This is a genomic window from Bradyrhizobium sp. Leo114 (assembly GCF_055229415.2).
The window spans coordinates 1-26,127 of the sequence record NZ_JBUYEN020000076.1 but is presented as its reverse complement, the minus strand read 5'-3'; the positions used below and the strand labels follow the sequence as shown (position 1 = coordinate 26,127).

Sequence of the window (26,127 nt, the reverse complement as noted above, 5' to 3'; positions counted from 1 at the left end):
CGATCCTCTCCAACCCCATCAGGTGGCGGTCTTGCACCGACCCCGTACAGAAGCGAGACCCCGGCGAGCGGATGACGCAAAAAGGGATTGACTGAGCAAGGCCCGTTACAGAAGGGTGGGGAAAGCGAAGCGTGCCCACCTTCACGAGCTGAGCCAGAATGGTGGGCACGCTTCGCTTTGCCCACCCTACAGGAGCCACCATGGAATACGCTGCCAGCGATCTGAAGCCGCGCGAACGCTACAAGGTGCTGGCATCCTTCGTGCTGCCGCGACCGATCGCCTGGGTGACCAGCGTCGGTCCAACCGGCGTCGTCAATGCCGCGCCGTACAGCTTCTTCAACGTGTTCTGCGAGGACCCGCCGCTCTGCATGTTCGCAGTCAATCTGCGGCCCGACGGGCGGGTGAAGGATACGCTTGTCAACATCGAGCGCACCGGGGAATTCGTGGTCAATATGACCGACGAGCCGCTGGCGCACGCGATGCATGAGACCAGCGGCGACTTTCCGCCAGATGTGGGCGAGCCCGACTATCTCGGGCTCAAGCTTGCGCCATCGACCAGCGTGGCAGTGCCGCGCCTTGCGGATGCGCCGTGGGCAATGGAATGCAAGACCTGGAAGATCATCGACGTCAACGGCGACCGCCGGCTGATCATGGGTGAAGGCATCCACTTCTACATCCGCGACGAGCTGTGGGACCGCGAGGCCATGCGTGTGCACATGGACCGCTACCACCCCGTCGGCCGCATGTTCGCCGACCGCTATTGCCGCACCGACGACCGGGTGGTGTTTCCGGCAGCCGAGGGCGCGAAAAGCTAGCTCGCCGCCTCTCCGATCTTGTCCTGCGTCTTGGTCTCGAAGTCGCTGGCGTCGTGGCGCTCGTGCAATTGGCTCGCGGGATCGCCCGAGATGCGGTTGACGATGCGGCCTCGCTTCACGGCCGGGCGCTTTGCGATCTGATCGGTCCAGCGCAGCACGTTCTTGTATTCGTGCACGGACAGGAATTCGCCGCCGCCATAGAGCAGGCCCTTGACGAACCCGCCGTACCACGGCCAGACCGCGATGTCGGCGATCGTGTAGTCGCGGCCGGACAGATATTCGTTGTCCGCCAGACGACGATCCAGCACGTCGAGTTGACGTTTCACCTCCATCGCGAAACGGTCGATGGCATATTCGATCTTGGTCGGCGCATAGGCATAGAAGTGGCCGAAGCCGCCGCCGAGATAAGGCGCGCTGCCCATCTGCCAGAACAGCCATGACAGGCACTCGGCGCGAGCCTGGCCGCCAGTCGGCAGCAAGGCGCCGAATTTTTCGGCGAGGTAGACCAAGATCGAGCCGGACTCGAACACGCGGATCGGCTCCGGCCCGCTGCGGTCCATCAGCGCCGGGATCTTGGAATTCGGATTGACCGCAACGAACCCGCTGCCGAACTGCTCGCCGTCGATCCTGATCAGCCAGGCGTCATATTCGGCGCCGGAATGGCCGAGCGCGAGCAGCTCCTCCAGCATGATCGTGACCTTCTGGCCGTTTGGCGTCGCCAGAGAATAAAGTTGCAACGGATGCTTCCCGACGGGAAGTTCCTTCTCATGCGTGGGCCCGGCGATCGGGCGGTTGACGCTGGCGAAACGGCCGCCATTTTCCTTGTTCCAGGTCCAGACTTTCGGCGGCTCATAGGCGGGTGCATCGGTCATTGATCAAGCTCCAGCGCGGAAGCCGCGCCAGTGTTAACTAGCGTCGAGCACAGGATTGGCAAGGGCGGGATTTCGTATAGCCGGTGCCTCTTCACTTCCGTCATGGCCGGGCTTGTCCCGGGCCATCCACGTCTTGCGTCGAAGGAAGTGCTTGGATACTCGAGACAGGCCCGGGCATCACGGTTGATAAAGCTCAGAACGCGGCCGCCCGCTGCTGGCGCGCTGCGCCCGTCATCGCAAAGCCGTTATAGCCCTTCGCCGCGACCTCGTTGCAGATCTGCCGATAAGGCCCGACACCGCCGATATAGGGCATGAAGATCCGCGGCTTGCCGGGAATGTTGGCGCCCATGTACCAGGAATTGGCCTGCGGATAGAGCGTGGTGTAGGCAACCTCGTTGACATGCGCCACCCATTCGTCCTCGGCCTCCCTTGTCGCCTCCATCGTGTCGAGTTCACGCTCTCGCATGTAGTCGAGGCAATCGCTGATCCAGTCGACGTGCTGCTCAATCGAAACGATCATGTTCGACAGCACGGAAGGACTGCCGGGCCCGGTGATGATGAAGAGGTTCGGAAAACCGGCGCTCATCAGGCCGAGATAGGTGCGCGGTCCCTCGGCCCATTTCCGGTTCAGCGTCAGCCCGTCGCGGCCGCGAATGTCGATCTTTGCTACCGACCCGGTCATCGCGTCGAAGCCGGTCGCCAGCACCAGCGCATCGAGTTCATATTCGCTTGCCGTGGTGCGCACGGCATTTTCCGTGATCTCCTCGATCGGACTGCTCTTGATGTCGACCAGCGTCACGTTGGGCCGGTTGAAGGTCGCGAAATAGTCGGTATCGACGCAGATGCGCTTGGAGCCGATCGGGTGGCTGTTGGGCTGCAGCAATTTGGCGGTCTCGGGATCCTTGACGATCTCGGCGATCTTCTCGCGCACGAAGTTCGCGGCGGTATCGTTCGCGGCCTGCTCCAGCGCGAGATTGTTGTAGGCCGACATGAAGGTGAGGCCGCCACGCTGCCAGCGCGCCTCGTATCTGGCACGGCGCTCGTTGTCGCCATCATCGAGTGCGCCGCGATCAGGCAGGTCGGTATAGATGCCGTTGCGCGCCACTTCCCGCTCGATGCGCCGGATTTCCGGATAGTTGGTGCGAAACCATGCGCGCTCCTCGTCGCTCAGCTTGGCATTGCGCGCGGGAATCGAGAAATTCGCGGTGCGCTGGAAAACGGTGAGATGGCTCGCCTGCTCGGCGATGACAGGTATCGACTGAATCCCGGATGAGCCGGTGCCGATCACGCCGACGCGCAGGCCGGTGAAATCCACCGGCTCATGCGGCCAATGGCCGGTGTGATAGACTTGGCCCTTGAACCGATCGAGGCCCTTGATGTCGGGCTTGCGCGCATTCGACAGGCAGCCGGTGGCAAGCACCACGAATTTGGCAGTGACGGTCTTGCCGTCGGAGGTGGTCACCGACCAGAGCTTGCTGGTCTCGTCGAATGCGGCCGCATCGATGCGGGTGTCGAACTGGATGTCTGAACGCAGATCGAAGCGGTCGGCGACATGGTTGGCGTATTGCAGAATCTCCGGCTGCGGCGCGTAGCGCTCGCTCCAGTCCCATTCCTGCTGCAGTTCCTCGCTGAATGAATAGGAATACTGCATGCTCTCGACGTCGCAGCGCGCGCCGGGATAGCGGTTCCAGTACCAGGTGCCGCCGACGCCGCTGCCCTGCTCGTAGACTCGCGCGGTAAAGCCGAGACCGCGCAACCGGTGCAGCATGTACATGCCGGAGAAGCCGGCGCCGACCACGACGACGTCGTAATGTGCGGCAGGAGTTGCGGAAGCGGATGGCGAGGCGGACATGGACGCGGGCTCCCTTGAAGATTCTTTTCGTTGCCGGCCAGCATTCCCCGCGACGCGCCAAAGCGCAAGGGACAAAGCGCGAGTAGAAGGGAGCTGCATATTTTGCCTTACGGAATGCGTAGCAGCTGCACGCAAGTCGGCGAAAGCCGGTTGGCTTTCCTCTCCGCCATGCGCTAGCCTGATCGTTATCAAAATAGAAAAGCAGCCTGAAGCTGCCATCGGGAGAGAGAACGCATCCATGAAATCGCCGATCTGCGACATGCTGGGTATAGAATTCCCCCTGCTCGCCTTCAGCCATTGCCGCGACGTGGTGGCAGCGGTCAGCCGCGCCGGCGGATTTGGCGTGCTGGGCGCGACCGTGCATTCGCCTGAGAGCATCGAGCAGGAACTGAAATGGATCGACGATCACGTCGACGGCAAGCCCTATGGGCTCGACGTGCTGATCCCCGAGAACATCTCGACCGCGGGCGAGAAGAACGTCACCTGGAAGAGCCTGGAGCAGCGGATCTCGCCCGAGCATCGCGACTTCACCCGTAGCCTGCTGAAGAAATACGGCGTCGAGCTGACGACGACTGATGTCGCCGACAACCAGCCGCAGCCGTTCGACGCACAGCGCGCGCTCGAAGTGCTGGACGTCTCCTTCAAACATCCGATCAAGCTGATCGCGAACGCGCTGGGCGTGCCGCCGAAGGAGATGATCGACATGGGCCGCAAGCACGGCGTGCCGGTCGCGGCCCTCGTCGGCGCCAAGGAGCACGCGCTGCGCCAGGTCGCGGCCGGTGTCGACATCCTCGTCGTGCAGGGCACCGAGGCCGGTGGCCACTGCGGCGAAGTCTCGACCATGGTGTTGGTGCCTGAGGTCATCAAGGCGATCAAGCCGATCCGCGACGTGCCAGTATTGGCGGCGGGCGGTATCATGACGGGACGCCAGATGGCGGCTGCGATGGCCATGGGCGCAGCGGGCGTCTGGACCGGCTCGGTGTGGCTCGCGACCGTGGAATCCGAGACCACGGAAATCTTCCGTGAGAAGATGATCGCGGCCTCCTCGCGCGACGCAGTGCGTTCGAAGGGACGCACCGGCAAGCCGGCGCGGCAGCTCCGCTCGGTGTGGACCGACGCATGGGACCGCTCACCCGACAGCCCCGGCGCGCTGCCGATGCCGCTGCAGAGCATCATCAGCCGCGACGCCTTCAACTCGATCGACCGCTCCGCGGCGGCCGGCAACGAGAAGGCGCGCGACCTCGTCAGCTATTTCGTCGGTCAGGGCGTCGGCCTGATCGACAGCGTGAAATCGGCAGGCGCCGTGGTACAGGAATTCAAGGAAGATTTCATCGAGGCGGTCGAACACATGAATGCGCTGGTGGCGGAATAGCGGCGTCATTGCGAGGAGCGCAAGCGACGAAGCAATCCACGCCTCCGCAAGCTCAGAGATGGATTGCTTCGCTTCGCTCGCAATGACGGGTAAAATGGCCGGCGAGCCCAATGTCCGAAAGTGAACCAAGAAGACAAGAAGAAATGTCCAATAGCATCCCCGAAGACCGCATTCCCGTCATCGTCGGCGTCGGCGAGATCGTCGACCGTCCCAAGGACATCGCTGCAGGCCTCGAGCCGCTGGCGCTTCTTGAAGAAGCGCTGAGGCGCGCGGAAGCCGACAGCGGGGCCAAGTTGCTCCGCGACGTCCAGTCGCTCGACGTCGTCAATTTCCTGAGCTGGCGCTATCGCGATCCGGAAAAACAACTTGCCGAACGGCTCGGCATCAAGCCGGCGCATCTCTATTACGGCCCGGTCGGGGGCGAGAGCCCGATCCGCTATCTGCATGAAGCGGCGCAGCGGATCGCGCGCGGCGAATGCAGCGTGGCGGCGGTCTGCGGCGCCGAGGCGCAGTCGACCGCGACCAAGGCGGATCGCGGCGGCGTCGCCCTGCCCTGGACGCCGTTTGCGCATGATGTCGAGGAGCCGAAGCGCGGCGCGGCATTCCAGAAGCCGCTGGCGGTGAAGCTCGGCGTGTTCAGGCCGATCACGGTCTATCCGCTCTATGAGTCCGCGACCTCAGCGCATTGGGGCCAGACGCCGCGCGAGGCGCTCGCCGAGTCCGGCGAGCTGTGGTCGACCTATTCCAGCGTCGCGGCTTCGAACCCCAACTCGTGGCTGAAGAAGCGTTTCGCGCCGGAGGAGATCACCATGCCGACGCCGGAGAACCGGCTGATCGCCTGGCCCTACACCAAGCTGATGGTGGCCAATCCGACCGTGAACATGGGCGGCGCGCTGCTGCTCACCAGCCTCGCCAAGGCGCGCGCGGCCGGAATTCCCGAGGACCGGCTGGTCTATCCGCTCGGCGGTGCGTCGGCGGAAGAACCGCGCGACTATCTCGTGCGCGACCAGTTCTTCGAAAGCCACGCGCAGAATGCGGTGCTGAAAGCGGTGATGGACCTGGTCGAGGGCGACGGCAGCAAGTTCGACGCGATCGAGCTCTATAGCTGCTTCCCTTGCGTGCCCAAGATGGCGCGACGCACGCTCGGCCTCGGCCCTGACGTGCAGCCGACCGTCACCGGCGGGCTCACCTTCTTCGGTGCGCCGCTCAACACCTACATGACGCACGCCGCCTGCGCGATGGTGCGCAAGCTCCGCGATGGTGCCAAGCTCGGCCTGCTCTACGGCCAGGGCGGCTTTGTCACCAAGCATCATGGCCTGGTGCTGTCGCGCGAGGCACCGAAGGCGACGCTCAAGCAGGATACCAGCGTGCAGGCGGAAGCGGATCGCAACCGCCGCACGGTGCCGGAGTTCATCGCCGAGGCCAGCGGCAAGGGCAAGGTCGAAAGCTTCACCGTGATCTATCGCGGCAATGGCGAGGTCGAGCACGGCGTCGTCATGTTGCGCACCGAAGACGACCGCCGCACGCTCGGCCGCGTGCCGGCGAGCGATGCGACGACGTTAGCGCATCTGCTCGGCATGGAGCGCACGCCAGTCGGCACCACAGGTGACATCGTGATGGCCGATGACGGCGTGCCGGAGTGGCGGGTGGTGTGAGCTACCTCCACCGTCATGCCCGGGCTTGACCCGGGCATCCACGCCGTTCTTCCGCAGTCGAAAACGTGGATGGCCGGGACGAGCCCGGCCATGACGGAGGAGAGAGCACCGCCTCCCCTACCCCTTCACGTCCTGCTTTTCGGAGGCCGTGGTCGGCTTCTTCGCGCCGCCGCCGACCACGCGGACCTGGTCGCCGTCGTTGATGCCATCCGGCGGGGCAATGATGATGCGGTCGTCACCGGTGAGGCCGGAGGCGATCTCGATCTCCTTGCCGAGGTCGCGGGCGATCGTCACCTTCTTGAACAGGATCTTGTCATCGGCGCCGACGGTCGCAACGCGCAGGCCGTTGCTGTCGAAGATCAGCGCGCTGGCGGGGATGTGCAGCGGAATGGTGTCGCGCTGCAACGTCAGCTTCACATTGGCATAGCCGCCGGGCATCAATTCGCCGCCGGAATTGTCCAGCGCGAGTTGCATGCGCGTCGTTCCCGAGCTGACATCGACCGCCTGCGAGGACGTTTCCACGGTCGCCGTAAAGGTGCGGTTCGGATATTCCGGCAGCGTGATGACAGCCTTGGCGCCCATCTTGATCGACGGCACGAAGTTCTGCGGCACGTTCACATAGACGCGCAGCTTGGAGATGTCGGAGACGATGAACATCGCCGGGCCCGCGCCGCCGCCGGCATTGATCAGCGCGCCGACGTCGGTGTTGCGCTCGGTGACGACACCGTCAAAGGGCGCAGTGATCTTCTTGTAGCCGGCAAGCGCTTCCAGCCGTTCGACATTGGCCTGACCGGAATTGACGGCGGCCTTCTTGTTGGAGAGATCGGCGGTGCGCTCGTCGATTTCCTGCATCGAGACGAAGTTCGAGGCAAGCAGCGACCGCCGCCGGGTCAGCGTCGCTTCCGACAGTTTGGCGCTGGCCTGCTGGCTCGCAAGATCGGCCCTGGCCTGCAGCAATTGCTGGTCGAGGTCGGGCGCCTCGATTTCGGCGATCACCTGCCCGGCCTTGACGCGGGCGCCGATGTCGACGCTCCAGCTCTTCAGGTAACCGGACACGCGCGCGAAGATCGGGGCGCGGTAATAGGCTTCCAGCCGGCCCGGCAGGTCGATCGTGGGGTTGAGCACCTTGGCGCTGGGCGGCGCCACCGCGACGCTCGGAATGGCCTGATTATCGGTCCATTCCTTCAGCTTGGTGCCCTGCTCCTCGCGGGCACGGATGCCGGTGATGACGACGAGGACCAGGCCGACACCGGCCGCAAGCCCGAAAATGCCCAGTTTCCAGCGCGAGACCGGCGGGCGTTGGTCAGTGGGCATGCGACATCTCCGGTGCGGCGGCGGCGCTGGCGCCTTGCTTCTTGTGTACCATACTAAAGACGACGGGAACAAACATGAGTGTGGCGAACGTTGCAAAGATCAGGCCGCCGATCACGGCGCGGCCCAGCGGGGCGTTCTGCTCGCCACCCTCGCCCAAGCCGAGCGCCATCGGCGCCATGCCGATGATCATGGCAAGGGCCGTCATCAGCACCGGGCGGAAACGGACGAAACCGGCCTCGAGCGCGGCGGCAATGGGATCGCCGAGCTGCTCGTAGCGCTCGCGGGCGAAGCTGATGACGAGCACGCTGTTGGCGGTGGCAACACCCATGCACATGATCGCGCCGGTCAGCGCCGGCACCGACAGCGTGGTCTCGGTGGTGAACAGCATCCAGACGATGCCGGCGAGCGCTGCCGGCAGTGCGGTGATGATCACGAACGGATCGGACCAGGACTGGAAGTTCACGACGATCAGGAGATAGATCAGCACGACGGCGCCGAGCAGACCGAACAACAGGCCGGAAAACGCGCTGTTCATGGTCTGCACCTGGCCGAGCAGCACCACCGAGCTCCCCTTCGGGACATCCTTTGCAGTCTCGGCGATCAGCGCCCGCACGTCGGTGGCGACCGCGCCGAGGTCGCGGCCCTGCGTCGTGGCGTAGATCTGCACCATCGACTGGATGTCGTATTGGGATACGACCGCACTCGAGGTCGAGCGCGTGATGTCGGCAATGCCGCCGAGGATCGGCGACTGCGGATTGCCGGTCGCGGTGATCGGCAAGGTCTGCAAGGCGCTCAGCGAGTCGATCTGGTATTGCGGCGTCTGCATCACGATCGAATAGGACACGCCGTTATCCGGATTGAGATAATAGGTCGGCGCGACCTGCGAGCTGCCGGCGAGATTGACGACGAGGCTGTTGGTGACGTCGCGCTCGGTCAGGCCGACATATTGCGCGCGGGTGCGGTCGACATCGATGTTGAAGGTGGGGCTGTTCGGCGATTGCTGGATGCGCGCGTCGGCAATGCCGGGAATGCGGCGGATCCGGCTCAGCAATTTGTTGGCATAGGCGAAATTGGCGTCGAGATTGGCGCCGCGGATCTGCAGGTCGATCGGCGCCGGCGCACCGAAGTTCAGGATCTGGCTGACGATATCGGCAGGCAGGAACGAGAAGCTGATGCCGGGGAACATCCGCGGCAGTTGCTCGCGTAGCACCTGGACATATTGCTCGGTCGGCCTGTGGCCTTCCTTCAGCTTGACCTGGATGTCGCCATCCTGCGGGCCGATGACGCCGGTGTTGTTGTAGGTCATGTTGATGCCGGAGATCGGCATGCCGATATTGTCGGCCAGCGTGTCAATCTCCTCGGGCGGGATGATCTTGCGGATCGCCTTCTGTACCTCGGCGAGTTGGTTGGCAGTTTCCTCGACGCGGGTGCCGACCTGGGTGCGGACGTGCATCAGAATGTTGCCGGCGTCGACCGACGGAAAGAAGTTGCGGCCGAGGAAAGGCACCAGCAGCATGGACACCGCGACGAAGCCGAGGAAACAGCTGACGAAGATGGCACGGTGTCCGAGCGCCATCGCCAGCATGTCGCGATAGGCGCGGCGGATGCGCTCGAACCGCGCCTCGAAGCCGCGCTGGAACAGCTTGAACGGATTGCGCGTCGGCGGCAGCCCGCCCTCGTGATGCACATGCGGCTGCAGCAGGTATTTCGCCATCGTCGGCACCAGCGTGCGCGACAGGATGAACGACCAGATCATCGCGAACATCACCGCTTCCGCCATCGGCACGAACAGGAAGCGCGCAACGCCAGTCAGGAAGAACATCGGCACGAACACGATGCAGATGCAGAGCAGCGAGACGAATGCCGGCGTGACGATCTGGTTGGCGCCGTCGAGAATCGACTGTTCGACCGGCTTGCCCTGCTCCAGATGGTAATTGATGTTCTCGATCGTCACGGTGGCGTCATCGACGAGGATGCCGACCGCGAGCGCCAATCCGCCGAGCGTCATGATGTTCAGCGTCTCGCCGATCGCCGACAGCATGATGATGGCGCCGAGAACCGACAGCGGGATCGAGACCGCGATGATGATCGTCGACCGCCAGCTCCCGAGGAACAGCAGGATCATCACGCTGGTGAGCAGCGCCGCAATCACGCCTTCGAAGGCGACGCCGGTGATGGCGCCGCGGACGAAGACCGACTGGTCGCCGATGAAGCCGATCTTCAGCGCGTCCGGAAGCTGGTCCTTGACGTCGATCACCTTCTGCTTGATGCCGGCGATGATATCGAGCGTCGAGATCGCGCCCGCCTTCAGCACCATCATCAGCACCGAGCGGTTGCCGTCGACATGGACGATGTTGGTCTGCGGCGGGTTGCCGTCGCGGACGGTGGCGACATCTCGCACATAGACCATGGCGCCGTTGACGGTCTTGATCGGCAGATTGCCGAGGTCCTCCATCTTCAGCGGCGAGTTGTTGAGCTGGATGTTGTATTCGAACTGGCCGATCTTCTGCGTGCCGACCGGCGTGATCAGATTTTGTGCAGCGAGCGCATTGGCGACGTCCTGCCCCGACAGGCCGCGCGCCTGCAGCGCCGTGGAGTTGAGGTCGATCTGCACCTGACGCTGCTTGCCGCCGAACGGATACGGTATCGCGGCGCCGGGCACGGTGACGAGGGGCGTGCGGAGCTGATTGATGCCGATATCGGCAAGATTCTGCTCGGTCAGCCCCTCACCTGACAACGCGACCTGGATGATCGGCACCGTGGAGGCGCTGTAGTTCAGGATCAAAGGCGGCGTTGCGCCCGGCGGCATCTGCTTCAGAAGCGTCTGCGAGATCGCCGTGACCTGGGCGTTGGCGGTGCGGATGTCGACGTTCGGCTGGAAGAAGATCTTGATGATGCCGAAGCCGTTGTAGGAATTGGCGACGATATGCTCGATATCGTTGACGGTGGTGGTCAGCGCGCGCTGAAATGGCGTGGTGATGCGCCCGGACATCTGGTCCGGCGGCAGTCCGGTGTACTGCCAGACCACCCCGATCACGGGGATGCGGATGTCGGGAAAGATATCGGTGGGCGTGCGCAGCGCGGCGAGCGGTCCGACAATGAGGAGCAGCAGCGCGAGCACGACAAACGTATACGGCCGGCTCAGCGCGATACGGACCAGTGCAACCATTGACGAGTTATTCCCCGGAACCCGTAAAATGTACGGGGGATTGGCGCCCCTACAGGCCAATTCACTTGCGTCGATCTAGCGAAAAACGGGCCAAAAGCCAACTTTGCGCGACGCAATCCGCGTTCACATCCTCGACATAGCTGCCGGGCCGGACCGGCCGCGGAGTGAACCGCGGCCGGGAATTATCGCTACTAATTAAGTAATTAAGCCGCCCGCACCGATTCCAGGAACTTGCTGACCTCGACCTTGAGGCGGCTGCTGTCGCCGGACAATGCCTTTGCCGCCGAGAGCACCTGCGATGAGGCCGACCCGGTCTCGGTCGCGCCGCGCTGCACGTCGGTGATGTTGGCCGAGACCTGGTGGGTGCCCTGGGCGGCCTGCTGGACGTTGCGGGAGATTTCCTGCGTAGCCGCGCCCTGCTCCTCCACCGCCGCGGCGATGGTCGAGGAGATCTCCGACAGCCGTTCGATGGTGTTGCTGATTTCCTTGATCGCGTTCACCGAGTCCTGGGTGGCGGCCTGGATGCCGGTGATTTGCTGGCCGATCTCGCCGGTGGCTTTCGCGGTCTGCTCGGCCAGCGCCTTCACTTCGGAGGCGACCACCGCAAAGCCGCGGCCGGCCTCGCCGGCGCGTGCCGCCTCGATGGTCGCGTTCAGCGCCAGCAGGTTGGTCTGGCCCGCGATCGTGTTGATGAGCTCGACGACGTCGCCGATCCGTGCCGCCGCCTTCGAGAGCTCGCTGACACGGTCGTTGGTGCTGCGAGCCTGGCCGACGGCGTCGCCCGCCATCCGTGCTGATTCCTGGACCTGGCGGCTGATCTCGGTGACGGACGATGACAACTCCTCGGTCGCGGACGCCACCGACTGCACATTGGTGGACGCCTCTTCCGAGGCGGAAGCGACCGTGGTGGTCAATTCCTGCGAGCGTGTGGCAGTCGAGGAGAGCGTGCCGGCCGCGGCTTCGAGCTGGGTCGAGGCGGAAGAGACGGTCTGGACGATCTCGCCGATCATGGTCTCGAAATTGCGGGTGATGGCGTCGACCCGGCGGCCGCGCTCGATCTTTGCTTCGGCGTCGGCGGCTGCAGCCTCGTCGGCGGCCTTCTTGGCGATCAACGCTTCCTTGAACACCTGAAGCGCATCGGCCATCGTGCCGATTTCGGTCTTCTCGCCCTGGTGCGGGACTTCGGCGGTCAGATCCCCGTTTCCGAGCGCCTGCATCGGCTTGACGATGGACGCGATCCCGGCCGAGACGTCGCGGATCAACAGGAAACTGATGGCGGCGCCAACAAGCACCGCGGCCAAGAGAATGACAGCGAGTATCGCGAAGGCGGAAGAGTAGTTGGCGGCGGCGTCCTCCGCAGCCTTGTCGGCACCCGCCTTGTTGAGCTCGATGTCCTTGAGGAGAATCGCGTCGGCCTCGAGCCCGATCTTGTTCACGGTCTTGCTGTTCAGCTCATGCGCGTCATGCGGGATCTTGCCGACATCCCTGCGCGACAACGCCATCACCTCTTCGGTGCCCTTCCTGTATCGATCCCAGGTGTCCAACCATTGAGTATAGAGCGCCCGCTCCTCCGGGGAGGTGATCATCGTTTCATAGCTCTTGCGGGCCTTCATGTTGTCCTCGACAACGGTGACCAGAGTCTTCTCGTTGGCCAGCTTCTCCTCGAGCGTTTCCGAGAGCATGTGCTCACGGATCACGTTGCGGTAGGTAATGACACCAGCGCGAAGCTCACCGAGCACCCGGACGCTCGGCAGCCAGCTGGTGGTGATGTCGACCGTATTGGCATTGATCGCCTGCATGTTGCGGACGGCGAGGAGCCCCATGCCCGTCATCGTGACGAGCAGCAGCGCAACCACGGTGATGATCTTGGCGCGGATCGAGTATTTGGCGAACATCTGAAAATCTCTTGGTGTTGCGCGTGTCGGGCACGTCAGGTGATGCAAGGTGCTTCGGTTTGGTCTGCCGAATCGAAGGATGCCTTACTGGCGATCAAACCGCGCAACTTCTGAAGTCGCGTTAATTTGTCCCTCCGTAGAGTTACGGTAAATGAAAACCGTCACTAACAAATGAACGAAGCGATGAGATCAGCGCATCAACGCAAGCGCGTCCGAGAAAAATTGCGGTCCGCCGAAATTGCCTGATTTCAGAGCAAGCAGCATCTCGCCTTTGTTCGCGCCGACCGCACGCAGCACCGGCACACCAGCGGCGATCTCCACGCCGACGAGAAAACCTGGAATTCGCAAACGATCCACCACGGCGCCTGACGTCTCACCGCCGGCGACCACCAATCGACGCACGCCGTGTTCGACGAGACCTTCCGCGATGTCGGCCATCGCCTGCTCGATGGTATGCCCGGCTGCATCACGGCCATAACGGGACTGCAGAGCTGCGACTTCGTCGGGCGTGGCGCTGCTGGCGATCAGCACCGGCCCTTCGCCGATCCGGTCGCGGGCCCAGGCGAGCGCGCGATGGACTTCATCCTTGCCGATCACGATCCGCTCGGGGTCGAGATGCAGCACGGCCATGCTGCGCTCGGCATTGGCGATCTGCTGCAGTGTCGCTTGCGAACAGCTTCCGGCGAGACAGGCGGCTGGCCCTCCGACCAGCGCCTCGGCCGTCACGCTTGCGGCTTCTGGCCTGACTTTTCCGGAGTCAACCAGCGCCCGGGCAAGCCCGAGCCCGATCCCGGAAGCGCCGACCGAAACGCGATGGTCCAGCGCCACCGTGCCGATGGTGCCGAGGTCGCGGTCGAACACGGCATCGATGATGGCGGCACCAAATCCGCCGGCGGCAAGATCTGCAAGGCGCGCGCGAACGGCGTCCGGACCGCGCGCAACGGTAGCAAGATCGATCAGTCCGACCTTTGTGCTGCTCTGGCATGCCAGCACCCGCACCAGGTTCGAGTCATGCATCGGGTTGAGCGGATGATCCTTGAGCGGGCTTTCGTTCAGCGGCACCGACCCGACGAACAAATTGCCCTGGTATACGGTGCGTCCGGTTTCCGGGAATGCCGGCGTGACCAGCACGATGTTGTCGCCGGAATCTTTGCGCAGCGCATCCATCACCGGGCCGATATTGCCGGCGTTGGTAGAGTCGAAGGTCGAGCAGATCTTGAACAGCACATGCGAGGCGCCGCGGCCGCGCAGCCACTTCTCCGCCGCGCGCGAGCGGGTGACCGCCTGGCTCGCCTCGATCGAGCGGCTCTTCAGCGAGACCACGACAGCGTCGACCTCGGGCAAAGCGAGATCGTCCGATGGCACGCCAATCGTCTGCACCGTGCGCAGGCCGGCACGGGTCAGCGTGTTGGCGAGATCGGAGGCGCCGGTGTAGTCGTCGGCGATACAGCCCAGCGCCAAAGTCATGCTTTTGCTCCGGCATAGGGCTTGAACCAGCCGAGGCCATCGACGGTCTTGCCACGCGGATTATATTCGCAGCCGACGAAGCCGGCATAGCCGAGCCGGTCGAGCTCATCGAACAGGAACGGATAGTTCAGCTCTTCGCCATCGGGCTCGTTGCGCGAGGGGATGCTGGCGATCTGGGTGTGGCCGATGATCGGCATCATCTCACGCAGCCGCATGGTGACATCGCCATGGATGATCTGGCAGTGATAGATGTCGAACTGCAACTTCAGGTTCAGAATCTTCAACTCGTTGATCAGATCACGTGCAAAGCCGAAATCGTTGAGGAAATAGCCGGGCACGTTGCGTGGATTGATCGGCTCGATCACGACGTCGAGGCCGTGCGGCGCGAAGAACTCGGCGGCCCATGTAACGGACTTATAAAATGCCTCGACCGCCTTGCGATCGCTTCGGTCGGCGATCCCCGCCATCAGGTGCACGCGCTTGACGCCGGTCGCCTCCGCATAAGGCAGTGCGGTGGCGAGGCTCGCCTTCATATCCTCAAACCGGTCCGGCAGCGCCGCGAACCCCTTCTCTCCGGCCGCCCAATCGCCCGGCGGCAGGTTGAACAGCGCCTGCGTCAGGCCGTTCTCGCGCAGCCGCTCGCCGACCTCCTTCGCCGGATGGTCATAGGGAAACAGGAACTCCACCGCGGTAAAGCCGGCTTTCGCCGCAGCCTCGAAACGGTCGAGGAACGCGACCTCGTTGAACATCATGGTGAGATTGGCGGCAAAGCGGGGCATCGCGTGTCCTTATTAATTGTGTTCGCCGGGCAGCTTGGTGCCGGTGACGCGGGCGTACATCCGCGCCACCGAGGCGTCGTCATCACGCCCCATGCCGGCGGCGGCCGTCATCAGGAACATCTGCAGCGCTGCGGCTGAGACCGGCACCGGGAATTTCGCTGACCGAGCCATGTCCTGGATAATGCCCAGATCCTTGACGAAAATCTCCACCGCGCTGCGCGGCGTGTAGTCGCCGTCGAGCACATGCGGCATGCGGTTCTCGAACATCCAGGAATTGCCGGCGGAGGCCGTGATCACCTCATAGACCTTGCGGATATCGAGGCCTTGCTTGGCCGCGAACGCCATCGCCTCCGAGGCGGCGGCGATATGCACGCCGGCCAGGAGCTGGTTGATCATCTTGAACGCGGCGCCCTGCCCGGCCGCATCGCCGAGTTCATAGAGCTTGGCCGCCATCGCATCGAGCGCGGGACGGGCTTTTGCGAACGCCGCCGCGCTGCCGGAAGCAAGGATGGTGAGTTCGCCCTGCGCTGCGCGCTGGGCACCGCCGGAGATCGGGGCATCCAGATAACGCCGGTCCGTCGCCTCGAGCTTGGCTGCCAATCGCCGCGCCACATCAGGGTCCATGGTCGCGGAGGACACGAACACCGATCCTTTCGGCAGCGTCTCGGCGACGCCGTTCTCGCCGAACAGGATCGTTTCGGTCTGGGCGGCGTTGACGACCACGCTGACCACGATGTCGGCGCTATCGGCGGCTTCCTTCGGTGTCTTGGCTCCCTTGCCGCCGCCCCGGACAAACCGCGCGACGCTGTCGGCGGAGACGTCGCAGCCGGTCACCTCTAAGCCCGCGCGCAACAGCGAGGTCGCCATGCCTGATCCCATCGAGCCGAGCCCGATCACGGCGACGCGGGTTTTTGACTGGTCAGGCATGCGGCGGTCCCTCACATTTTTCTTCAGGCTTGTCCCCTGCGTATCACGGCTTGGCCGCCGTGCCAAAGCGTGAGACAAGGCGACAAACGGGTATGGCTGCCATGAGCGAAACAAAGCTCCGTGAGGAAATCTGCCGCTTCGGCCGCTCGCTGTTCGAGCGCGGGCTGACGCCGGGCTCGTCAGGCAATATCAGCGTGAGGCTGGACGATGGCGGCTGGCTGGTGACGCCGACCAATGCCTCGCTCGGTTTCCTCGATCCTGCCAGGATGTCGCGGCTCGATGCCGATGGGCGGCTGGTCTCGGGCGACGCGCCGACCAAGGAGGTGCCGCTGCACACCGCGCTCTACCAGACCCGCGGCGCGGCGCGTGCCGTCGTGCATCTGCATTCGACCCATTCGGTGGCTCTCTCGATGCTGCCCGAGATCGACCCGCGCGCCGCGCTGCCGCCGCTCACCGCCTATTATGTGATGAAATGCGGCCAGACCGCGCTGGTGCCTTATTATCGACCCGGCGATCCCGCGGTGGCCGACGCGATCAAGGGATTGGCGGGCAAATATTCGTCGGTGCTGCTCGCCAATCATGGGCCTGTGGTTTCAGGCGACACGCTGGAAGCCGCGGTGTTCGCGACGGAGGAACTGGAAGAGACGGCCAAGCTCTATCTGCTGCTGCGCGGGCTGAACCCGCGCTATCTCTCGCCGGAGCAGGTGGCGGATTTGACGAAGGTGTTCGGGCTGAAGCTGCCGGAGCATGGGCATTAGCCTCTCCGAATTCGTCATGGCCGGGCGTGTCCCGGCCATCCACGTTCTTTGCATCCGGAAAGAAAGATCGTGGATGCCCGGGACAAGCCCGGGCATGACGGAGAACCTACCGTTTCGTCATTGCGAGCGAAGCGAGGCAATCCATTTTTCTCCGCGCGCGTGGAGAGGTGGATTGCTTCGCTGCGCTCGCAAGGACTGGGACGCGGATCACAGCCCCAGATAGGCCTTGCGCACGTCGGGGTTGGTGCTGATCTCAGCCGCCGGGCCCTGCATCAGCACGCGGCCGGTCTGCAGGATGTAGGCGCGGTCGGCGATCTCAAGACATTCGGCCATGCGCTGCTCGACGATCAACACGGTCATGCCGGCGTCGCGGATGCGCTTCACTGCCTGGAAGATCTCGTCGACCAGCTTTGGCATGATGCCCTGCGACGGCTCGTCGAGCATCAAGAGCCGCGGGCGGGTCATCAGCGCGCGGCCGATCGCGAGCATCTGCTGCTCACCGCCGGACAGCGTCTCGGCGCGCTGCTCCAGCCGCTCCGAAAGCCGCGGGAACAATTTGAACACGAGATCGAGCGGCTCGTCGCGGTTGGCTTCACTGCGGTAGAGATAGCTGCCGAGGCGGAGATTGTCGCGCACCGACAGGCGCGGAAACAGCCGGCGGTTTTCCGGCACGAAGGCGATGCCGCCGGCGGTGATGACATGCTGCGGCTTGCCGTCGATCCGGGCCCCGTCGAAGGTGACGGTGCCGGAGCGTGGGCGCTCAGCGCCGGCGATCGATTTCAGAAGCGTCGACTTGCCGGCCCCGTTGGCGCCGGCGACGCAGACGATCTCGCCCTTGGCGACCTCGATCGAGACGGCGGAGATCGCAACCAGCCCCTGATAGGCGGTGGTGACTTCATGCACCGACAGCATGACGATCCCCAAGATAGGCGGTGATGACCTTCGGGTCGCGCACGACCTCGGTTGGCTTGCCCTCGACCAGCACCTTGCCGAGGTCGAGCACGATGGCGCGGTCGACCAGCGGCATCACGATCTCCATGACATGCTCGACCATCAGCACGGTGACGCCGGTGTCGCGCACCTTGCGCACCAGCTCGACGCCGGTCTTGGCCTCCACCGGCGTCAGGCCGGTCAAGACTTCGTCGAGCAGCAGCAGCTTCGGCTCGGTCGCGAGCGCGCGCGCCACTTCCAGACGCCGCTTTTCGGACGGCACCAGATCGCTTGCCAGCACGTCGGCACGCGCGCCGAGCCCGCAGAATTCCAGCACCTCATGCGCCTTGCGGCGGGCGACGCGCATCACGGTGTTGCGGATCAGCGCGCCGACGATGACGTTGTCGATCACAGTCATGGTCTCGAAGCTTTTCACCACCTGAAAGGTGCGGCCGATGCCACGCTGGCAGCGTTCCGCTGCCGGCAATCTCGTGACATCCTCACCATCGAACCAGATCGAGCCTTGAGTGGGCGGCAGCACGCCGGCGATCAGGTTGAACAGGGTCGACTTGCCGGCGCCGTTCGGGCCGATCAGCCCGACGATCTCGCCGCGGCCGACCGAGATCGAGACGTCGCTGTTGGCGACGAGGCCGCCGAACCGCTGCCAGACGCCACGGGTTTCCAGGAGCGCGGTCATCGCACGGCCGCCTTGCGCCAAAAGAGCTTGGGCCGTGCGAACAGGCTCACCAGCCCGCGCGGCAGCGCCAATGAGATCAGCACGATCAGCGTGCCGTAGACGATCAGGTCGACGCCGCGTCCCGAACCGCCGATGAAGGATCGGGTCAGTTCGGTCAGCGGGATCAGGATCACGGCGCCAAGCACCGGCCCCCACAGCGTGCCGATGCCGCCGAGCACCGCGGGCAGCGCCATCAGAAGCGAGAACTGGAAGCCCATCACGCTCTCAGGATCGATATAGGAGACGAACTGCGCGTAGAAGCTGCCGCCGACCGCGACCAGGAACGCAGAGACCGCCGCCGCCCCCATCTTGGAATTGAACACGACGACGCCAAGGCTTTCGGCGGCATCCGGATTATCCTTCACCGCGCGCCACCAATAGCCCCATTTGGAGTCCTCCAGCCACCAGGTGACGAACCAGGCGACGCAGGCGAGCGCCAGCGCGAAATAGAAATAAGGCAGCTTGCTGCGCGTGAACTGGAATTTCAGCCAGCTATCGCCACGCACCGGGATATCGATGCCGAGCGCCGCTCCCGCCCACTCCCAGTTCTGGATCAAGAGCAACCCGATCTCGGCAATCACGATGGTGGCGATGACGAAATAGTGCCCGCGCAGGCGGAAGCAGGGATAGCCGAGCGCCATCGCGATCAGCGCCGAGATCACGCCGCCGACCAGCATGCCGAACCAGGGCAGCACGCCGAACTTGGTGAACAGCAGTGCTGTGGTGTAGGCGCCGAGCCCGAAATAAAGCGCGTGGCCGAGCGAAATCTGCCCGCAATAGCCAGACAGGATGTTCCAGCTCTGCGAGAGCGCCGCATACATCAGCGTCAGCACCATGACGTTCTGGACGTAGACGTCCTTCACGAACAGCGGCACCAGCGCGGCAACAGCCGCAAGACAAAAGGCGACGATCAACTCGCGGCGGCGTCGCCTGGTAAAATCCTTGTCCATCACATCGACCCGAACAGGCCGCGCGGGCGGACGAAAACGACGAGCAGATAGACCGCGTAGATGCCGACCGATTTCAGCGAGGGCGGCAGGATCAGCGCGGTGGTCGCCTCGACCAGGCCGACGATGATGCCGCCGGCGAACGCACCGAACACGCTGCCGAAGCCGCCGAGCGCCACGGTGACGTAGGCGATCAGCGCGAAGGACGCGCCGACATCGGGATAGACATAGAAGAAGATCGCCATGATCGCGCCGGCAAGACCAACCAGCGCCGCGCCGAGCCCCCAGCCGAGCGCGAATACCCGGTTCTTGTCGATGCCGACCAGCGCCACCGCACCGGCATCCTCACGCGTTGCCTCCAGCGCGCGGCCGAAATCGGTGCGGTGGATGAAGAAGTAGAGTCCCGCGAAGGCCGCGATCGACAGCAGCGCGCCGACGAGTTGCGGCTCCGGCAGGAAGATGCCGCCAACCGAGATGGTTTTCCCGCCGAGCCAGGAATTGGTGACGCTGCGATAGTCCGGCGTGAAGAAGAACTGCGCCAGTCCGCGCATCACGATGGCAAGGCCGAAGGTGGAGAAGATCTGCACCATGCCGGCATTGGCCTTGGCGCGCACGGCAAAGCGCACGATCAAGAGATAGACGATCGCCCCGAACACGAACAGAGCCGCCGCCACCAGCGGCGCCGACAACAGCGGGTCGATGGCGAAGAACGCGAACAGGAAGAATGTCGCGTACATCGCGATCATCAGGAACTCGCCATGGGCGAAGTTCACGACGTCCATCAGGCCGAAGATCAGCGCCAGCCCGACGGCGATCAGTCCATAGAGCAGCCCCATCAGGAGGCCGCTCGCCAGACTCTGGATAATGGTCTCGGCTGTCACTGCTGCAGCTCCGCACCAGCATCGCCATCCGTCATTGCGAGGAGCGAAGCGACGAAGCAATCCATTCTCTCAGCTCGTGGCGACATGGATTGCTTCGCTTCGCTCGCAATGACGGAACGCGCAGTTATCATCGAGTCCAGGGTCACGATGGTTCTTCCCCTACCCGCGCCGCTCACTTCATCGGCCAGACGGCTTCGGCCACTGCCGCCTGCGGCGGGAAGATCGTGACGAACTTGCCGCCGATATATTGCAGCAGCACCGGATCGGCGTCGTTGTTCTGGCCCATGTCGTCAAACTTCACGCGCTTCCAGGGCATGATGGTCGCCTCGCCCGGCATGTCGGTCGCGACCAGCGCCTCGCGGATCTTCTCGCCATCGGTGGACTTGGCGCGGTTGATGGCATCGGCCATCACGATCAGGCCCATGAACTGGCGCGACGAATAGTCGTTGAAGTCCTTGCCCGACCGCTCCTTATACATCGCGTTGATCTTGCCGACCATCGGCCGCTTGGCGGCGAGATCGAGCGAGAAGCTGCCGCGCGAGATCACGCCTTCGAGCTTGTCGCCGACCGCATCATACAGCGCCTTCTCGGAGAAGCCGGCGTCCTGCGCCACGATCGCGGGCGGCTTGTAGCCGAGTTCGCCCATGGTCTTCACCAGCAGGATGCCGTCGGTGGTGTAGCTCGAGGGCATCAGCACGTCGGCATTACCAGCCTTGAGTTGCTGCACTTCGGCCGACAGCGACGGCGAATTGGCGCGGTACTTGATATCGGCAACGATCTTGTAGCCGCGCTCACGTGCGAGCTTGGTCTGGGCGTTGCCGGAGTCGGTGCCGAAGATCGTATCCTCGTGGAACAGCGACAGCGTGTCGATCTTGGTGCCCTTCTTCTTCATCGCATCGAAGAAGTCGAACATCGCAGTCGAGAACATCTCGTCATGGGGTGCTGCGCGGAAATAGAATTTCAGCCCGCGGCGATGCAGGCTCGGCGAGGAATTGTCGGCCGAGATGAAGGGGATCTGGTAGCGCTCGCAGATCTGGCTGACGGTGACGGCAACCGCGCTCTGGTAGGTGCCGACGATGGCGCAGACCTTCTCCTGCGTGATCAGGCGCTCGGCCTCGGCCCGGCCCTTCTGCGGATCGGCCTGGTGATCGGCGAAGACGAGGCGGACCTTGGCGCCGCCGAGACCGGACAGGCCCTCGCCCTTGGCGAGCGGCAGCTCGAAATCATAGTTCTTGTTGATGATGTCGGCCGCGGTCTCGAATGCCTTTTGCGCATCGACGCCGATCTGGGCGCTTGCGCCGGACAGCGGATAGATCACGCCGATCACCACCTCGCTGGTTTGCGCGCGCGCAGCGATCGGCGCGAGCGCGGCAGCAGCGGTGGCTCCAAGCAACACATTGCGGCGAGTGATCGTCATTTGCGGAAATTCCCCTTAATTGAAGCGTAGCTATCGAATGAAACGGAAGGCGGTTGCGGTAAAGCCTCAAGAAACGGCAGGCGCTGCCCTTTAGAGCACCGCCAATTGTTTGTTCCTGAGATCGGTGATCAGCATCAATCCCGGCGCATGAGTGATCGCGAATGGTAGCTTGGCGTTCGCGATCACCGCCTGCGGTGTCACGCCGCACGCCCAGAATACCGGGATCTCATCGGCTTCGACCGGAACCGGATCACCATAGTCGGGCTTGGCGATGTCGCTGATGCCAATCAGATGCGGATGGCCGAGATGCACCGGCGCGCCGTGCACCGAGGGAAAACGCGAGGTGACCTGCACCGCGCGGATCGCATCGGCCGGCTTGAAGGGACGCATCGACACCACCATCGGCCCCGCGAACGGGCCCGACGATCGGCAGGCGATATTGGTGCGGTACATCGGCACCCGCACGTTGCGCTCGATGTGACGGATCGGCAGGCCCTCGTCCATCAGCGCTTCTTCGAACGAGAACGAGCAGCCGAGCACAAAGGCGACGAGATCGTCGCGCCAATGCTGCATGACATCGGTCGGCTCCTCCACCACCTCGCCGTCGCGCCAGATGCGATAGCGCGGCACGTCGGTGCGGATGTCGAGGTCGAGGCCAAGCGCGGCAATTCGGGGGTCACCGACATCAGACATGCCGATGATCGGGCACGGCTTCGGGTTGAGCTGGCAGAAGCGGTGGAAGGCCCCGGCGAGCTTTTCCGGCAGGATGGCAAGGTTGCCCTGGACAAAGCCGTTCGCCACGCCGGCGGTGCTCGAAGCCATGCCCTTACGGTACGCTAGCCGGGCCTCTCGGCTCGGAAGCACGGGATCGTCGTCACGGGCTTGCTGCGCTGCCGCAAAAACAGTCATTTGACCGACCTGCCTAATATCTCGACAAGCGCAGCCAACACCAAGCGTGCTATAAAGTCTAATCTTCCTTTCTAATCGAATTCGATAAATCTAATTTATCGAACGGGAAAAAGCCTCCAATGCTTGATTTCAGGTCGATCGAAACGTTCCTCTGGGTGGTCAAGCTTGGAAGCTTCCGTGGCGCGGCGCAGCGCCTCAACACGACCCAGCCGGCGATCTCCCAACGCATCGCCCAGCTCGAACGCGAGTTGGGCGTGAAACTGCTCAACCGCGACCATCGGGTGGCCTCGCCGACGCCGAGCGGCCGGCAGATGATGGTCTATGCGGAGAAGCTGATCGGGCTGCGCTCGGAGATGATGGCCGAGATCGGCGACCGCTCCGCGATGCGCGGCGTGCTCCGGCTCGGCGTCGCCGAGACCATCGTGCACACCTGGCTGACGCGCCTCGTCAAGAGCGTCAACGAGGTCTATCCGAACCTGTCGCTGGAAATCGAGGTGGACATCACACCTAATTTGAGCGCGCGGCTGCTCGCGCAAGAGATCGAGCTGGCCTTCGTGGTGGGGCCGCTGTCGGCGTCGGGCGTGCAGAGCCGCGTGCTTTGCGATTATCCGATCGGATTTCTGGCGAGCCCGGCGCTCGGCCTCGGCAATGGCCCGGTGGCGCGGCATGAGCTGGCGCGCTTTCCGATCATCACCTTTCCCCGCAAGACAGTGCCTTACGAAAGCGTGCGCGCGGTGTTCGAACGGCCAGACCTGCCGCCGATCCGGCTGCACGCCAGCGCCTCGCTGGCAACGGTGATCCACATGGCGATCGAAGGGCTCGGCATCGCCGTGATCCCGTCAGCCATCGTCGAGAACGAACTCGCCGACGGACGGCTGCAACTGCTCGATACCGACATCAAGATGGCGCCGCTCACCTTCAACGCAAACTGGCTCACCTCCCCCGACATCGCCGCAATCGAGCGCGTCGCCGACCTCGCGCGCCAGATCGCGCAAGCGAGCCCGTCGGTTGACGAGGCGCTGCGGGCGCGTCATTGAACAAATGACAGAACACGAATGGAACGAGTGCATGAGCCGAGCCGCATCCAACCTGCAGATCGATTCCGCCCGCCTCTGGGGCACGATTCATGAAACTGCGAAATTCGGCGGGACGCCGAAAGGCGGTGTGCGGCGGCTGACCTTGAGCGCCGAGGACAAGCAGGTGCGCGACTGGTTCCGCAAGGCGTGCGAGGACGCAGGGCTGGAGGTTCATGTTGACGCGCTCGGCTCGATGTTCGGCCTGCGCAAGGGCCGCGACATGTCGAAACCGCCGATCGGGCTCGGCTCGCATCTCGACACCCAGCCGACCGGCGGCAAATATGACGGCGTGCTCGGCACGCTCGCCGCGCTCGAAGTCGTGCGCACACTCAATGATGCCGGCATCGAGACCGAGATGCCGATCTGCATCTGCAACTGGACCAACGAAGAAGGCTCGCGCTTCGCGCCGGCGATGATGGCCTCCGCCGCCTATGTCGGCGATTTCACCACTGATGACATCCTGTCGCGCAGGGATGCCGAGGGCGTCACGGTTGCCGAAGCGCTCGACGGCATCGGCTATCGCGGCACGACGGCGGTCGGCACGCAAAAATTCTCCGGCTTCGTCGAATTGCATATCGAGCAGGGCCCGATCCTGGAAGCCGAGAACAAGACCATCGGCGTGGTCGATTCCGGCCAGGGCGTCTTATGGTACGACGGCAAGATCACGGGCTTCGAGAGCCATGCCGGCTCGACACCGATGCCGCTGCGGCGCGATGCGCTGGCGACCTTGTCGGAGATCGTGCTGGCGATGGAGAGCATCGCGAAAAAGCACGGGCCGAACGCGGTCGGCACAATCGGCGAGGCCGTGATCGCGAAGCCCTCGCGCAACGTCATTCCGGGCGAGATCGCCTTCACCGTCGATTGCCGCAGCGCCGATGCCGCCATCATGGACGCGCTGGACAAGGACCTGCGCGCTGCGATCGCCGAGATCGCCGCCCGCCGCAAGGTCGAGGTTACGCTCGACCTGGTCTGGCGCAAGCCGCCGACGCATTTTGATCCCAAGCTGGTCGATGCCGTCGAGAACGCCGCCAAGCAACTCGGCTATTCGCACCGACGCATCACCTCGGGCGCCGGCCACGACGCCTGCAACCTCAACACGGTGATCCCTGCGGCAATGGTGTTCGTACCCTGCAAGGACGGCATCAGCCACAACGAGCTCGAGGACGCAACACAGACCGATTGCGCCGCCGGCGCCAACGTCCTGATGCATACGGTGCTGGCACTCGCCGGCGTCGCGTCCTGACCGGTCCACCAAGCAAGATGGAGATGTGCCGTGCGCGGGGTTTTTGTCGACGCCAATGAGTCGCTTGCCGTGATCTTCGAGCGCCTGGAGAAACCCGGCGATCCCAAGGTGCGCATCCACCGCAATCCCGACGTCACGTCCGACCAGCTGCCAAAAGTGCTCGACGGCGCCGAGATCGCCATCATCGACCACACGGCGCTGCCGACCGACATCGCAAAGCAGTGCGGCGGGCTTAAGCACGTCGTGTTCCTCGGCACCGGCGCGCGCAGCTACATGAATCCGGAGGAGCTCGCCGAACTCGGCATCTCCGTGCATCTGATCAAGGGCTATGGCGACACCGCCGTGGCGGAGTCCGCGATCGCGCTGATGTGGGCCTCCGCCCGCGTGCTGGCCCAGATGGACCGCGAGATGCGCGCCGGCAAGTGGCTGCGCGAAGACGGCATGCAGCTCACCGGCAAGACGCTCGGCCTGATCGGATTCGGCGGCATCGCGGCTGAAGTCGCGCGCATCGCGGTGGGCTCGGGAATGCGCGTGATCGCCTGGAACCGCTCGCCGAAGAGTCATCCGGGCGTCGACTTCGTCGATCTCGACACGCTGCTGGCGCAGAGCCATATCGTCTCGCTGCATCTTCTGCTCAACGACGACACAAGAGGCTTCATCACCCGGGAGCGCATCGCCGCGATGAAGCCGGGCGTCATCTTCGTCAACACCGCCCGGGCCGCCATCGCCGACGAAGCCGCGATGATCGATGCGCTGAACTCAGGCCATATCCGCCACGCCGGGCTCGACGTCTTCACCGTCGAGCCGCTGCCTGCGGATCATCCGCTGACGAAACTGCCAAACGTCACGCTCTCGGCGCATTCCGCCTTCCGCACGCCGGAAGCCAGCGAGAACCTGCTGCATGCCGCCTGGGAGCATTGCCGACGGATCGTGACGTCGTAGGGTGGGCAAAGCGAAGCGTGCCCACCATTGCGAGCGGTGCAGGTGACGGTGGGCACGCTGCGCTTTGCCCACCCTTCTGTAACGGGCCTTGCTCAGTCAATCCCTTTTTGCGTCATCCGCTCGCCGGGGTCTCGCTTCTGTACGGGGTCGGTGCAAGACCGCCACCTGATG

21 protein-coding genes are annotated in these 26,127 nt (G+C 64.0%); 7 read left to right on the top strand and 14 right to left on the bottom strand.

The features are described 5' to 3' along the window. Positions 1 to 200: 200 nt before the first annotated feature. Positions 201 to 815: a flavin reductase family protein gene (locus ACZIRK_RS41695; RefSeq protein ID WP_474419529.1), complete on the top strand. Its 615-nt coding sequence runs from the start codon at positions 201 to 203 to the stop codon at positions 813 to 815. Here the strand turns inward: ACZIRK_RS41695 and yghU are convergent. After that, a complete protein-coding gene (gene yghU / locus ACZIRK_RS41690; protein ID WP_474419528.1) occupies positions 812 to 1,687 on the bottom strand; it encodes a glutathione-dependent disulfide-bond oxidoreductase in 876 nt (291 codons plus the stop codon). The genes ACZIRK_RS41695 and yghU overlap by 4 nt on opposite strands. Positions 1,688 to 1,880: 193 nt before the next feature. Continuing rightward, complete coding sequence (locus ACZIRK_RS41685; RefSeq protein ID WP_474419527.1) at positions 1,881 to 3,539, bottom strand: flavin-containing monooxygenase; 1,659 nt, start codon at positions 3,537 to 3,539, stop codon at positions 1,881 to 1,883. A gap of 238 nt (positions 3,540 to 3,777) precedes the next feature. On the opposite strand from ACZIRK_RS41685, the gene ACZIRK_RS41680 reads away from it, so the two are divergent. Then, a complete protein-coding gene (locus tag ACZIRK_RS41680; RefSeq protein ID WP_474419526.1) occupies positions 3,778 to 4,911 on the top strand; it encodes a nitronate monooxygenase in 1,134 nt (377 codons plus the stop codon). 143 nt (positions 4,912 to 5,054) lie between these two features. Next, positions 5,055 to 6,566, top strand: a complete 1,512-nt coding sequence (locus tag ACZIRK_RS41675) for an acetyl-CoA acetyltransferase (protein WP_474419525.1) — start codon at positions 5,055 to 5,057, stop codon at positions 6,564 to 6,566. Between the two features lie 117 nt (positions 6,567 to 6,683). On the opposite strand, the gene ACZIRK_RS41670 is transcribed toward ACZIRK_RS41675, so the two are convergent. The 6 genes from ACZIRK_RS41670 to ltnD all read right to left on the bottom strand — a co-directional run bounded on the left by ACZIRK_RS41670 (position 6,684) and on the right by ltnD (position 16,144). After that, positions 6,684 to 7,880, bottom strand: coding sequence for an efflux RND transporter periplasmic adaptor subunit (locus ACZIRK_RS41670; protein ID WP_474419524.1), 1,197 nt, complete (start codon positions 7,878 to 7,880; stop codon positions 6,684 to 6,686). Then, on the bottom strand, positions 7,870 to 11,049 hold the full coding sequence (locus ACZIRK_RS41665) for an efflux RND transporter permease subunit (protein WP_474419523.1): 3,180 nt from the start codon (positions 11,047 to 11,049) through the stop codon (positions 7,870 to 7,872). The genes ACZIRK_RS41670 and ACZIRK_RS41665 overlap by 11 nt, the downstream gene beginning before the upstream one ends. 203 nt (positions 11,050 to 11,252) lie before the next feature. Further along, on the bottom strand, positions 11,253 to 12,944 hold the full coding sequence (locus tag ACZIRK_RS41660; protein WP_474419522.1) for a methyl-accepting chemotaxis protein: 1,692 nt from the start codon (positions 12,942 to 12,944) through the stop codon (positions 11,253 to 11,255). 189 nt (positions 12,945 to 13,133) lie between these two features. After that, the gene (gene otnK / locus ACZIRK_RS41655) at positions 13,134 to 14,411 is read right to left on the bottom strand and encodes a 3-oxo-tetronate kinase (protein WP_130226576.1); all 1,278 of its coding nucleotides are present in this window, start codon (positions 14,409 to 14,411) and stop codon (positions 13,134 to 13,136) included. After that, complete coding sequence (otnI, locus tag ACZIRK_RS41650) at positions 14,408 to 15,190, bottom strand: 2-oxo-tetronate isomerase (protein ID WP_456641038.1); 783 nt, start codon at positions 15,188 to 15,190, stop codon at positions 14,408 to 14,410. The genes otnK and otnI overlap by 4 nt, the downstream gene beginning before the upstream one ends. A gap of 12 nt (positions 15,191 to 15,202) precedes the next feature. After that, positions 15,203 to 16,144: an L-threonate dehydrogenase gene (gene ltnD, locus ACZIRK_RS41645; protein WP_474419530.1), complete on the bottom strand. Its 942-nt coding sequence runs from the start codon at positions 16,142 to 16,144 to the stop codon at positions 15,203 to 15,205. Positions 16,145 to 16,218: 74 nt separating this feature from the next. On the opposite strand from ltnD, the gene otnC reads away from it, so the two are divergent. After that, the gene (otnC, locus tag ACZIRK_RS41640; RefSeq protein WP_474419521.1) at positions 16,219 to 16,875 is read left to right on the top strand and encodes a 3-oxo-tetronate 4-phosphate decarboxylase; all 657 of its coding nucleotides are present in this window, start codon (positions 16,219 to 16,221) and stop codon (positions 16,873 to 16,875) included. A gap of 207 nt (positions 16,876 to 17,082) precedes the next feature. Here the strand turns inward: otnC and ACZIRK_RS41635 are convergent, their stop codons facing one another. The 6 genes from ACZIRK_RS41635 to ACZIRK_RS41610 all read right to left on the bottom strand — a co-directional run bounded on the left by ACZIRK_RS41635 (position 17,083) and on the right by ACZIRK_RS41610 (position 22,695). Beyond that, complete coding sequence (locus ACZIRK_RS41635) at positions 17,083 to 17,787, bottom strand: ABC transporter ATP-binding protein (RefSeq protein WP_130226579.1); 705 nt, start codon at positions 17,785 to 17,787, stop codon at positions 17,083 to 17,085. Further along, positions 17,771 to 18,502: an ABC transporter ATP-binding protein gene (locus tag ACZIRK_RS41630; RefSeq protein WP_474419520.1), complete on the bottom strand. Its 732-nt coding sequence runs from the start codon at positions 18,500 to 18,502 to the stop codon at positions 17,771 to 17,773. The genes ACZIRK_RS41635 and ACZIRK_RS41630 overlap by 17 nt, the downstream gene beginning before the upstream one ends. Then, entirely contained in the window at positions 18,499 to 19,491 is a 993-nt protein-coding gene (locus ACZIRK_RS41625) for a branched-chain amino acid ABC transporter permease (RefSeq protein WP_474419519.1), read from the bottom strand. Before ACZIRK_RS41625 ends, ACZIRK_RS41630 begins: the two co-directional genes overlap by 4 nt. Next, positions 19,491 to 20,369: a branched-chain amino acid ABC transporter permease gene (locus ACZIRK_RS41620; RefSeq protein WP_028164962.1), complete on the bottom strand. Its 879-nt coding sequence runs from the start codon at positions 20,367 to 20,369 to the stop codon at positions 19,491 to 19,493. Before ACZIRK_RS41620 ends, ACZIRK_RS41625 begins: the two co-directional genes overlap by 1 nt. 172 nt (positions 20,370 to 20,541) lie before the next feature. Next, complete coding sequence (locus ACZIRK_RS41615) at positions 20,542 to 21,786, bottom strand: ABC transporter substrate-binding protein (protein ID WP_456641041.1); 1,245 nt, start codon at positions 21,784 to 21,786, stop codon at positions 20,542 to 20,544. A gap of 90 nt (positions 21,787 to 21,876) precedes the next feature. After that, positions 21,877 to 22,695 carry a putative hydro-lyase gene (locus tag ACZIRK_RS41610; RefSeq protein WP_474419518.1) on the bottom strand — a complete coding sequence of 273 codons (819 nt, stop codon included), beginning with the start codon at positions 22,693 to 22,695 and terminating at the stop codon, positions 21,877 to 21,879. A gap of 119 nt (positions 22,696 to 22,814) precedes the next feature. Between ACZIRK_RS41610 and ACZIRK_RS41605 the strand changes: the two genes are divergently transcribed. Genes ACZIRK_RS41605 through ACZIRK_RS41595 form a run of 3 tightly spaced genes read left to right on the top strand, consistent with a single transcriptional unit; the run spans position 22,815 to position 25,956 of the window. Beyond that, on the top strand, positions 22,815 to 23,732 hold the full coding sequence (locus ACZIRK_RS41605; protein WP_474419517.1) for a LysR family transcriptional regulator: 918 nt from the start codon (positions 22,815 to 22,817) through the stop codon (positions 23,730 to 23,732). A 31-nt stretch (positions 23,733 to 23,763) separates the two neighbouring features. Further along, positions 23,764 to 25,014, top strand: coding sequence for a Zn-dependent hydrolase (locus ACZIRK_RS41600; protein ID WP_456641044.1), 1,251 nt, complete (start codon positions 23,764 to 23,766; stop codon positions 25,012 to 25,014). 30 nt (positions 25,015 to 25,044) lie between these two features. After that, positions 25,045 to 25,956, top strand: coding sequence for an NAD(P)-dependent oxidoreductase (locus ACZIRK_RS41595; protein WP_474419516.1), 912 nt, complete (start codon positions 25,045 to 25,047; stop codon positions 25,954 to 25,956). Positions 25,957 to 26,127 lie beyond the last annotated feature (171 nt).

What these genes read in the sequence shown, in the direction of transcription:
- otnI (WP_456641038.1), bottom strand. Translation starts at nt 15,190, where the DNA reads ATGCCCCGCTTTGCCGCCAATCTCACCATGATGTTCAACGAGGTCGCG.
- ACZIRK_RS41675 (WP_474419525.1), top strand. Translation starts at nt 5,055, where the DNA reads ATGTCCAATAGCATCCCCGAAGACCGCATTCCCGTCATCGTCGGCGTC.
- ACZIRK_RS41685 (WP_474419527.1), bottom strand. Translation starts at nt 3,539, where the DNA reads ATGTCCGCCTCGCCATCCGCTTCCGCAACTCCTGCCGCACATTACGAC.
- ACZIRK_RS41665 (WP_474419523.1), bottom strand. Translation starts at nt 11,049, where the DNA reads ATGGTTGCACTGGTCCGTATCGCGCTGAGCCGGCCGTATACGTTTGTC.
- ACZIRK_RS41605 (WP_474419517.1), top strand. Translation starts at nt 22,815, where the DNA reads ATGCTTGATTTCAGGTCGATCGAAACGTTCCTCTGGGTGGTCAAGCTT.
- otnC (WP_474419521.1), top strand. Translation starts at nt 16,219, where the DNA reads ATGAGCGAAACAAAGCTCCGTGAGGAAATCTGCCGCTTCGGCCGCTCG.
- ACZIRK_RS41670 (WP_474419524.1), bottom strand. Translation starts at nt 7,880, where the DNA reads ATGCCCACTGACCAACGCCCGCCGGTCTCGCGCTGGAAACTGGGCATT.
- ACZIRK_RS41630 (WP_474419520.1), bottom strand. Translation starts at nt 18,502, where the DNA reads ATGACCGCGCTCCTGGAAACCCGTGGCGTCTGGCAGCGGTTCGGCGGC.
- ACZIRK_RS41615 (WP_456641041.1), bottom strand. Translation starts at nt 21,786, where the DNA reads ATGACGATCACTCGCCGCAATGTGTTGCTTGGAGCCACCGCTGCTGCC.
- ACZIRK_RS41695 (WP_474419529.1), top strand. Translation starts at nt 201, where the DNA reads ATGGAATACGCTGCCAGCGATCTGAAGCCGCGCGAACGCTACAAGGTG.
- ACZIRK_RS41625 (WP_474419519.1), bottom strand. Translation starts at nt 19,491, where the DNA reads ATGGACAAGGATTTTACCAGGCGACGCCGCCGCGAGTTGATCGTCGCC.
- ACZIRK_RS41680 (WP_474419526.1), top strand. Translation starts at nt 3,778, where the DNA reads ATGAAATCGCCGATCTGCGACATGCTGGGTATAGAATTCCCCCTGCTC.
- ACZIRK_RS41600 (WP_456641044.1), top strand. Translation starts at nt 23,764, where the DNA reads ATGAGCCGAGCCGCATCCAACCTGCAGATCGATTCCGCCCGCCTCTGG.
- ACZIRK_RS41660 (WP_474419522.1), bottom strand. Translation starts at nt 12,944, where the DNA reads ATGTTCGCCAAATACTCGATCCGCGCCAAGATCATCACCGTGGTTGCG.
- yghU (WP_474419528.1), bottom strand. Translation starts at nt 1,687, where the DNA reads ATGACCGATGCACCCGCCTATGAGCCGCCGAAAGTCTGGACCTGGAAC.
- ACZIRK_RS41610 (WP_474419518.1), bottom strand. Translation starts at nt 22,695, where the DNA reads ATGACTGTTTTTGCGGCAGCGCAGCAAGCCCGTGACGACGATCCCGTG.
- otnK (WP_130226576.1), bottom strand. Translation starts at nt 14,411, where the DNA reads ATGACTTTGGCGCTGGGCTGTATCGCCGACGACTACACCGGCGCCTCC.
- ACZIRK_RS41635 (WP_130226579.1), bottom strand. Translation starts at nt 17,787, where the DNA reads ATGCTGTCGGTGCATGAAGTCACCACCGCCTATCAGGGGCTGGTTGCG.